The following is an 8,463-nucleotide window of genomic DNA, read 5'->3' on the forward strand; positions in this document are numbered from 1 at the left end:
GACTTGAACTTTCATCGCGTGCTGTGCCGCCTCACCGGTAACGAAACTCTCCTGCACTCCTGGCAGTCGCTGGAGGGCTCGATCCGGATGTCGATCATGTGGGCCGGGTTGGACAAGGCCGTAGGCAATATGGACGTCGGGCGGCACGCTGCCATCGTCGAGGCTATCGCGACCGGCAACGCGGCCGCGGCCGCAGCCGCTGTGCGGCACCATATGACCGGTGCCGCGGAGAATCTCGTCTCCTGACCGGCCGGCGCGGCCCATACTCCACCGGGCCGGCCGCGCCGCCGATGGCTGATTCGTGCAAATCCACACCGAGCCCCTCGGGGTCGAGCCGTTGGTAGTCGGAGCATCGATCGTGATCCGGCCTTCCTTACTGCCGGATTCGCTCACCGCGTTCAAGATTGATCAGGCACTGGATGGCCGGCGGAATCGGTCGGTGAAGTCCGCACGCCGTCATCAGCGCCGCCGCAGCCCTCACTGTCGGACTGTGAATGGATGGAACTCATCGTCGGCCCACCCGCACTTCCTGAACAACTTCCCGGCAGGCCAGTCGCTCCCTGGTGAAAAGTCACCGGTAACGGGTGCCGGAGCGCGCAGGAATTGCGAGCGGGTTGCTTCCGTCATTTCCACGGAGCAGGCTGCCAGGGGCCTCGCTCCTCGAAATCACGGGCGAGCTGCACCAACAGATCTTCCCGGCCGTACGAGCCGGCCAGTTGGATGCCCAGCGGTAGTCCGGCGGCCGACCGTCCGAGAGGAAGGCTGATCGCGGGCTGACCGCTCACATTGAAGAACGAGGTGAGCGGTGTCATGGCGGCGTTCCGTTCGGCCACGATGATCTCGCCGCCGGCGACCGGCAGGGCACCGGCCAGTGTGGGGGTGAGCAGGATGTCGATCTCGTGTTCCCACCACACTGCGAGCTCGGTTGCCCACCGCCCTAGGCGGTATCGTGCCTCGAGGTAGTCTGCGCTGGTCACAGAGGCCGCGAGTCTGCGGTTATCCGTGTTGCGCTCGGACAGATCCAATTCTCCACGGGGAATGTCGATGTGGTCTTCGATACGGCGAGCGAGCAGTTCCACATCGGCGGCGACCATGAGCGCATAGTCTGTGGCGAAATGGGTGGCGGCCAGGACCGGTGGGCCGCCCTCCGTCACCCGATGCCCCCAGCTGTCGAGTACTCCGGCGATCCGGTCGACCAGTGCCGTGGCTTCCTGGTCCGGGAACGGCGCTCCGCCGGGGAGCGCGGTGAGCACCCCGATCCGCAGCGGCGCGGTGGGTTCGGCACGAGCGTGCAGCAGCGGGAACGGCAGTGCCGGAGCGGAATAGGGATCGCCGGGAAAGTGCCTGGCTACCACGTCGAAAGTGGCGGCGGTGTCCCGTACGGTACGGCACAGCATGCCCTCGGTGGTGGCGCCGGCCCAGGATTCGTTGGTGTCCGGGCCGAGGCTGACCCGGCCGCGGGAGGCCTTGAGCCCGACCAGTCCGCAGGCCGCAGCGGGAACGCGGATCGAGCCGCCGCCGTCGGTGGCGTGGGCGACCGGAACCATACCCGCGGCGACCGCGGCCGCCGAGCCGCCGCTGGAACCGCCCGCGGTGTAGCGGGGATCGATCGGGTTGCGGGTGATCCCACCGGCCGCGGATTCGGTGATCAGCGCGGTGGCCAGTTCCGGTGTGGTGGTCCGGCCGAGCACCACGAAGCCGGCCTCCCGGATGGCCCGGTAGATATTGCTGTCGGTGTGCCAGGGGCGGCATTGCCGGGCCAGCGCGTTGGTGCCGAACCGGGTTTCCTGGCCTGCCGCCAGGCAGCGGTGGTCTTTCAGCAGGATCGGCACACCCCGGAACGGTCCATCCGGTAACTCGCCTGCCGACTCGCCGAGTGCCTCGTCGAATCGATTCCAGGACAGCGCATGTACCGCAGGATCGGCTTCTTCGATCCGGTCGATGGCCACCTGGACGAGTTCGGTCGAGGAGACCTCTCCTCGCCGGACGGCCTCGGCCATCGCGACCGCGTCGGGGAAGTTCATGCGATCAGCTCCCCGTCCGCGACCACGGTGACCTCGCCGATGCGTACGGTGCAGCCGCGCATGGCGATATCGAGGTGGGCGTAGGAGTCTTCGCGGCCGAGGAACGGGTGGGGTCCGGTGGACCACAGGAAGTTTCCGGTGTAGGCGCGCGCGTCCATACCCATGATCTCGTGCTTGGCGTACATGGCGGTGGCGAACCAATCGGCACTGCGCATCATGCCCCAGCCCATATGTGACAGATAGCGCGCCCACTTGTCGTCGGAGTCGGCGAAGAACCGTTCCAGGAAGGCGGCATCCGCGGTGCCGGTGATCGTGTCGATACGCCCGCCGGAGATGTCCAGCACCACCTCGTCACGGACGTATTCCTTGAACGGCAGGAGAATATCGCCGGGCGCGAGCACCAGCCGACCGTGCGATTCCTGCGGCCAGCACATCACCATGGTCGAGGGCCAGTGATCCCAGGTGCCGGGGCGGTCGACGAATCCTTTCTGCGCACCGGGATGGGAGTCGGCGAGATCGACGGTCAGGTCGGTGCCGGCAGCGGAGGTCACCCGCATGAGCGCCGATTCCTTGATGAGCTCCACCCCACGGGCCACGCGGCCGGCATCGGCGGCGGAGCCGAGATTGCGGGCCAGCACATCCGGGGCGTCGCAGACGAAGAGAATACGGGTGCCGGTGGCCAGGATCTCCGACTGAATCGGGGCATGGATGAAACCCTCGCGAGTCAGGTCGACCACGAAATCGGCGTTCTTCAACAGCTGCTGCACCGCGGTGTCGGTCAGTACCGACACGAGGCCGGCGCCGGAACCGGTGTGGGTGGAGGGCACCGGGGTCGGGCTGCCCGCCGGCACCACCGCCGACACCACATGGGCGCCGGCGAGCTGGGCTGCACCGAAGGAGGCCGCCACGTAATCGGCGCGACTGGTCGGCTCGGAGAGAACGACGACATGCTCGTCCGCGCTGAGCCGGCACAGCTCGAATTCGGCACGGAACAACCGGATCAGGTCGGTCGCGGAATGATCCACCATGGGGATTGCCTCACTTTCGGGTGAGATGTGGGAGAGGGGTCTGCGGGGCAGCGGGTGCATCGGGGTCCGAGCTCGGCGCGGACGCAGAGGTGGGGAAGACCGGCCGAACGTCACGGAGATAGGGGATTGTCGTGCGGGCCGCGGCGACCAGCGCCGGGTCCAGTGTCGCGGTAACAATTCCCGAGCCGTCGGCCAGCAAAGCCATCCGTTCGCCGTCGGGGTCGACGAGAGTGGAATGACCGCAGAAGTCGAATCCGTCCGAGCGACCGCTACTGTTGGCCGCGATCAGGAAGCAGCCGTTCTCGAGTGCCCGGGAGCGCGTCGCCAGCTTCCAGGCGTGGAGCCGAGCCAAGCCGAAAGCCGCCGGCACCGCGATGATCTGCGCGCCGTGGAGCGCAAGTTCTCGCGCTGCTTCGGGGAAACCCGACTCGTAGCAGATCGCTACGCCGACGCGACCGACCGGAGTGTCGCCGAGGATCAGCTCGTCCGGTGCTCCCGCAACGAATACGCCGGGCTCGTTGCCCCAGAGCAGGCGTTTCGCACCCTGCGCGGCGATCCCCTCCGGGGTGACCACGAGACCTACGTCCTGGAGCTTGCCGTGGCCGGTCCGGGCGGAGATCGCGGTGACGATGGTGAGGTCGAGTTCGGCGGCGAGACCGCACAGGAGATCGGTTGCCCGCCCGGGAATCTCGGTGCTGACACCTCGCAGGTCCGGGGAATGGGTGTATCCGGTATCGCACAGCTCGGGCAGGACGACCAGCCGCGCATCGTCCTCTGCTGCCCGACGCACGTATCGCTCGATCTGCGCGGTATTCGCCGCGACCTCGAACGGTGTGCCGGTCATCTGTACGGCCGCCGCCCTGAAACCCGTCATGGCCGCTGCACCTCGAACTCGCCGGGTTCATAGCTCCAAGCGGGAACCGGCGGCGAGGCTGTGACTGCCGGTTCGACGCAGTAGGCGGCTCCGGCCACCCGGCCCACCGGGCGGAGCCGCGCGACGTCGACATGGAACGCGGGATCGACCAGCCCGTCGCCGGCGTGCAGACACAGGGCCCTGGCGAATATCGCGGTATCGGAACCGATCTCCTGGGTTCCGACCGCCCGGCATTCGATCGCGACATCGGCCTGTGCTACCCGGGGCGGGCGCACCTGCGTCGAGGCGACGGCGTCCACTCCGGCGAACGCGAACTCGTCGACGTCGCCCGGCACCTCGGCGGAGGTGCGCACCATGGCCGGTAGAACCGGGGCCGAGACGATATTGACGACCAGTTCCCCGGTTGCCAGCACATTGGCGAGCGTGTCCTTGAGCCGGTGTCCCGGCCTGCTGGTGGCGCCGATGGACAGGAAGAGAGTTACCGGATCGCGCGAGGCGACGGTGAAAAAGGAAAACGGAGCCAGGTTGTGCACCCCGGACTCGTCGACCGTGGATACCCAGGCGATCGGTCGCGGCTGGACCACGCCGGTGATCAATTTGTACGCGTCCCGTAGTGCCAAGGAGTCGAAGCTGTAACTGTGCATCACTGTCTCGCCGGTCCGTTCGTAGTCGGTGTGGGACCGGTGCCGCTCAATGCGGTGGCGTCCGCACACCATCGGTGCACCAGCCGGAATGCGGCGGTGGAGTTCTTGTCGAAGACGACCCCGTGACCGTCGCCCCGGAGGCCGTAGTTGCGCAGTTCCATATGCCGGACCTCGACGCCGAGCCCGGCCAGGAATTCTGCGGTGGCGCTGTCGGCGGGTGTGTGGCCGGATGCGTCGGCGCTGACCACCAGCACCGGCACCCGGGCCAGGCCCTGTGGCTCCCCTGCCGTGCCGCGCGGGGCAGACGACAACGGGAAGGCGGTGACCCCCCGGGAGAGGGCTCGAGCATGACGTGGCCGGCCGAACGGCGGCCCCAAAGGTTCCACTGCCACCACCGCGCGGACCAGGTGCGGATTCCGGTCGACCGCCAGCCAGGTTCCGGGTGAGCCCGCGGAATGCGCGACGACGACGGCGGGCCCGGTCAGCTCCAGCAATTCGGACAGGCGCGCGGCGTCCATGCTCTGTGACCGGGCGGCGTCCTGCAACAGACCGGTACTCGAGGCGATGATCGAGCAGAGACCGGCATCGTCGTCGGGCCGGGTGGCGAACTGGAAGAGCGACCGCACCGTGGCCGCGTCGGGTGCCGGGTTCCGGCCACCGATCGTGTCGGGATCCCACGGTGAGCGGCCGTGGCCGGGGCGGTCGAGCAGGTAGGTCGGGTGCCCGGCGGCCACGAACAACTCGGCCCACCCCGGCCCGCCGTCCACCGCCCACAGCCAATCCGTCGACTGGCCACCGCCGCCGTGGACCAGGATGACCGGCAGGTTCTCCGCGTGATTTTCGGTCGGTGCCTCCCATTGCACCCAGGCCGGGCCGATCCGTTTGCCGGTCGCCGCATCTCGATCGCCGGTGAGGAAGAAGCCTCCCCTGCGCCGCAGGGTCGCTGCCTGCCCGGCGTGCGGGGGCAGCCGATCGCCCGTCATCGCCCGGCGGCGCGCTGCAGCCGCAGCGGAACGTACTCGTGCCCGAACGCCTGATAGTTGACCGCCGTCCGGGGTTCCCCCGCCCGCTCGATCCCGTCGATCCGCGCCACCATACTGCGCAGTAACGTGGTCGCCTCGAGCCGAGCGACGAGGTTGCCCGCGCAAGTGTGTAACCCGAAGCCGAAGGACAGATGGCCGTTGCGCATATCCCGATCGATCACGAAGGTATCGGGGTCGTCGTACTCGCGGGCGTCCCGGCCCGCGCCGAGCCACATCATCAATACCTTGGCGCCCGCGGGGATTTCGTAACCATCGACCACCGCCCCGGTGGGCGCCCAGCGTCCGCCGAAGCGGTTCGGCGGATACAGCCGTAACGATTCCTCCCACGCCGGGGTCACCAGGTCGGGGTTGCCGCGCAGCTTCTGCCATTCCTGCGGGTGATCACCGAAAGCACGAAGCATGGAGGCCATGCCGTGGGTCGAGGTATCGAAACCGGCGGCGAACACGGTTTTCACCAGATCGCGTGCTTCCTGCTCGCTGATCCGGCCCTCATCGGCCATGGCGTAGAGCTGCGCGCCCAGCCCGTCCGGCGTCAGTGACTCCCGGCCGATGTTCTGCTCGATCCATTCGACGGCTTTCGCCCCGGTGGCGAGCTTGCGGTCGCGCAGTTCGCTGGCCGGGCCGAAGGTGTTCAAACCGGCGCTGCCGAAGTCGAGCAGTGCGCGGCGGCCTTCCTCGGGCATACCGATCACATCCGGGAAAACCTTCAGCACATAGGCGACGGCCAGATCGGTGTACCCGTCGACCTCGACCGTGTCCTGGTCCAGGATCCGGTCCAGCAGCGCGTCGGCCTGCTGCGCGAAATAGTCCCCCATCCACCCGAGGTTCTTGGGCCCGAGCACATCCATGATGGCCGATTTGGTGCGGGTGTGCGCGGGTGGCTCCTCGAACAGCACGATACGGGGACGGAAAGGGGAGTCCTCGTAGAAGGGCCGGTCGGTGGAGGAGAATCGCCGCCAGTCACGCAGTGCCTTCCGGATATCCTTGAAGCGGGTCACCGCGTAGTAGTCGTGCTTTTCGATATACACCACGGGGGCGATTTCCCGCACCGCTCCGTCTGCGGCGAACGGGTCCTGCAGGCTGGTCAAGGCGAAGGGATCGATATCGGTGCTCGGGATCCGGCCGGTATCGCTCGAAGTCGTTGTCATGGCATAGCGCTCTCGTCGGAGTTTCGGGGGTCAGCTGCCGGCGACCCGGCTGGCCGGGGCCTGTCCGGTCAGGATCCAGTCCAGCCGCTTGCGTACCGCGGATTCGGCACGGTCCGGGTGGGGCAGGACGAAGAAGAGATCGCGATCGATGGCGTCCAGGACCATTTCGGCGACGACGGCGGCGGGCAGACCCTCGGCCTGTTGCCGAGCCCGGAACTCCTCCATCGCGCGGCGGCGCGCCGGATCCTCATCGATGGGGATCGTCGCCGGTGCGTTGCGTTCGGCGTCGATCATTCGCGACCGGACCGGTCCCGGTGCCAGCAGGTGCACCTGGACAGCGCTCGCCGCGGCGCGCAGCTCGATCTCGAGGCATTCCGCCAAGCCGTGGATCGCCATCTTCGATGCGCAATAGGGCGTCATGAACGGTGTGCCCGTGGCGATTCCGGCCAGCGATCCGGTGATCACCAGATGCCCGTCACCGCTGTTCTCGAGCAGCGGCAGTGCAGCCCGGGCGGTGTTGAGCGTGCCGAAGTAATTCACCTCCATCACCCACCGCCACGCCTCGGGAGCAACGTCGAGAAAGCGGCCGCCCGTTTCGACGCCGGCGTTCGCGCAGACGACGGCCACCTGCCCGAACTCCGAGTGCGCGGCGTCGCACAGGGCCGCCACGTCCTCGAATCGAGTGACGTCTGTCTTCAGGCCGAGTACCCTGCCGCCGGTGTCGGAGCCCCGGAGCCGGTCGAGCGCTTCCGCCAGGGCGGGGGCTTCGATATCGCCGATGACCACATCCATTCCCTGGTCGAGGAAGGCGCGGGCCATGGCGTAGCCGATACCGCTGGCGCCCCCCGTGACAACTGCGGTTTTTCCTGCCGTTCGCATTCCGATCGGCCTCCTAACCCACCGGGACCGGTGTCTCGAGCGTTTTGGGGAACATGAGCCGGGCCCGCGCGGCGTCCTCGTCTACTGCGAGCCGCTGGACCCGCTGCCACGCCGCACGACCTTCGTCGGTGGCGGTGGATCCGAAGACCAGCCGCTTGTTCGCCGAGGCGGCGGGCGAGACGAATTCCTTGAACACCCGCCGGCGTTCGTGGGCGTACTTGTCCAGCACCCAGTCGTCCATCGTTCCGTGCACCACGCCGGCCAGGGCTTCGATGAGGAAGTAGGTGTCGAACAGGCCGCCGGTGAGACCGAGCCCGCCGGTGGGGTTGGTGGCATGGGCCGCGTCGCCGACGAGCAGCACCCGGTTGGCCCGGAAGGTGGTAGCACACCGCTGGTGCATCTTGTAGGGGCTGAAGGCCACGAGCTCGCGTAGATCGGCGCGGGGCATCACCGTGTCGAAGAACTCGCCCATCCGGTCGCGCACCCCTTCAGCCGGAAGTTCGGCCGGCTCGCTGTAGGTGTAGCGCCACAGCCCGCCACGCGCCGAGTTGTCGATCTTGACGATGATCGCGCCGAACTTCTCGTCGACGAGGAAGGTGGTCTGGTTGTACCCCTCTTCTTCGAAGGGATAGAACACATCGGTGGCCACGAACCGCTCCGGCCAGGTGAATCCCTCGAACGGCATTCCCAACAGCGTGCGCACGGCGCTGCCGGCACCGTCGGCACCCAGCACCCACTGCGCCGCGAAGCGTTCTATGGCGCCATCGGCGCATTCGGCGCTGACGACGGCGTGGTCCTCGTAGCGGAGCCCGCCGCCGGCGCG

Annotated in this window: 9 protein-coding genes; 1 reads left to right on the top strand and 8 read right to left on the bottom strand. The window is 67.8% G+C overall.

The genetic code is table 11. From position 1 onward, the window contains the following. Window positions 1–246 (top strand): FCD domain-containing protein (locus ACWDU1_RS25200; RefSeq protein WP_450002109.1); only part of this gene is annotated, 246 nt, incomplete at its 5' end. 377 nt (window positions 247–623) lie between these two features. On the opposite strand, the gene ACWDU1_RS25205 is transcribed toward ACWDU1_RS25200, so the two are convergent. From ACWDU1_RS25205 to ACWDU1_RS25240, 8 genes are all read right to left on the bottom strand, one after another. Continuing rightward, window positions 624–2,024: an amidase gene (locus ACWDU1_RS25205; protein ID WP_450002110.1), complete on the bottom strand. Its 1,401-nt coding sequence runs from the start codon at window positions 2,022–2,024 to the stop codon at window positions 624–626. Beyond that, window positions 2,021–3,052 (bottom strand): hypothetical protein, encoded by a 1,032-nt coding sequence (locus tag ACWDU1_RS25210; RefSeq protein ID WP_450002112.1) that lies wholly within the window; start codon window positions 3,050–3,052, stop codon window positions 2,021–2,023. Before ACWDU1_RS25210 ends, ACWDU1_RS25205 begins: the two co-directional genes overlap by 4 nt. Before the next feature lie 10 nt (window positions 3,053–3,062). Then, window positions 3,063–3,926, bottom strand: coding sequence for a carbon-nitrogen hydrolase family protein (locus ACWDU1_RS25215; protein ID WP_450002114.1), 864 nt, complete (start codon window positions 3,924–3,926; stop codon window positions 3,063–3,065). After that, window positions 3,923–4,570: a flavin reductase family protein gene (locus tag ACWDU1_RS25220; RefSeq protein WP_450002116.1), complete on the bottom strand. Its 648-nt coding sequence runs from the start codon at window positions 4,568–4,570 to the stop codon at window positions 3,923–3,925. Before ACWDU1_RS25220 ends, ACWDU1_RS25215 begins: the two co-directional genes overlap by 4 nt. Then, complete coding sequence (locus tag ACWDU1_RS25225; protein WP_450002117.1) at window positions 4,570–5,553, bottom strand: alpha/beta fold hydrolase; 984 nt, start codon at window positions 5,551–5,553, stop codon at window positions 4,570–4,572. The genes ACWDU1_RS25220 and ACWDU1_RS25225 overlap by 1 nt, the downstream gene beginning before the upstream one ends. After that, window positions 5,550–6,761: a cytochrome P450 gene (locus ACWDU1_RS25230; RefSeq protein ID WP_450002118.1), complete on the bottom strand. Its 1,212-nt coding sequence runs from the start codon at window positions 6,759–6,761 to the stop codon at window positions 5,550–5,552. The genes ACWDU1_RS25225 and ACWDU1_RS25230 overlap by 4 nt, the downstream gene beginning before the upstream one ends. Window positions 6,762–6,791: 30 nt before the next feature. Further along, window positions 6,792–7,640: an SDR family oxidoreductase gene (locus tag ACWDU1_RS25235; protein ID WP_450002119.1), complete on the bottom strand. Its 849-nt coding sequence runs from the start codon at window positions 7,638–7,640 to the stop codon at window positions 6,792–6,794. Between the two features lie 13 nt (window positions 7,641–7,653). Next, window positions 7,654–8,463, bottom strand: an 810-nt coding sequence (locus tag ACWDU1_RS25240; RefSeq protein ID WP_450002120.1) for an FAD-dependent monooxygenase, incomplete at its 5' end; no start/stop codon positions are given.

It is taken from the genome of Nocardia sp. NPDC003345, assembly GCF_053589395.1.

Coding starts and splice junctions, on each gene's coding strand:
- ACWDU1_RS25205 (WP_450002110.1), bottom strand. CDS start 2,024: ATGAACTTCCCCGACGCGGTCGCGATGGCCGAGGCCGTCCGGCGAGGA.
- ACWDU1_RS25235 (WP_450002119.1), bottom strand. CDS start 7,640: ATGCGAACGGCAGGAAAAACCGCAGTTGTCACGGGGGGCGCCAGCGGT.
- ACWDU1_RS25225 (WP_450002117.1), bottom strand. CDS start 5,553: ATGACGGGCGATCGGCTGCCCCCGCACGCCGGGCAGGCAGCGACCCTG.
- ACWDU1_RS25210 (WP_450002112.1), bottom strand. CDS start 3,052: ATGGTGGATCATTCCGCGACCGACCTGATCCGGTTGTTCCGTGCCGAA.
- ACWDU1_RS25220 (WP_450002116.1), bottom strand. CDS start 4,570: ATGCACAGTTACAGCTTCGACTCCTTGGCACTACGGGACGCGTACAAA.
- ACWDU1_RS25230 (WP_450002118.1), bottom strand. CDS start 6,761: ATGACAACGACTTCGAGCGATACCGGCCGGATCCCGAGCACCGATATC.
- ACWDU1_RS25215 (WP_450002114.1), bottom strand. CDS start 3,926: ATGACGGGTTTCAGGGCGGCGGCCGTACAGATGACCGGCACACCGTTC.